Source organism: Streptococcus sp. DFI.7.26, assembly GCF_022240605.1.
GTDB lineage: Bacteria > Bacillota > Bacilli > Lactobacillales > Streptococcaceae > Streptococcus > Streptococcus xiaochunlingii.
In genome coordinates this window covers 1-570 of the sequence record NZ_JAKOGN010000047.1, presented here as the reverse complement: position 1 = coordinate 570, position 570 = coordinate 1, and the positions used below count along the sequence as shown (strand labels likewise).

Sequence of the window (570 nt, the reverse complement as noted above, 5' to 3'; positions counted from 1 at the left end):
CCGACGATGATGCAAATCGTTTCAAAACTATGCCTTATAGTTTAAATCAATACCAAACCAATGTTGATTGGCAATTAGTACAACTTCGTTATCGACACCTTACAATTATCGACTTTATGGCTTTATATTTAGATCAGGGAAATTGTCTAGTGCCCTCCCCTGATTTAGAAGATTTTGAATGTGGTTATTCTGACACTATTTATTACCACTGTTTATACAAAAATACTTTAAAATACCAATTGCTGAAAGTTTTCTCTTCAATATCTGGTCTCGAAAAATATCCTTTAGATAGATTTAAAAATAATATAGTAATTTATGATGATAAAATAGAATTGGAAAAGACTCACAACTTAATAAAAAGTAATTTTTCAACAGAAGAGATAATGAAGCAACTTGAAGTTACAGAAAAAGATTTCGATTTTTACTATAAAAAAGCTAGACAAAAAAATCCTGATTATAGTATCCAAGAAAATCAATTAAATCTAACTGAATTAAACTTAGTTAGGTTATTGAAAAGTTTTCAAAAAACATATCTTGATAACCCACTATAATCAATCTTTTTAACTAGTA

General features: G+C 27.5%; 1 pseudogene. It reads left to right on the top strand.

The features are described 5' to 3' along the window. Positions 1-551: pseudogene (locus L0M85_RS09860) on the top strand (ATP-binding protein); the annotation flags it as partial. Between the last annotated feature and the right edge of the window lie 19 nt (positions 552-570).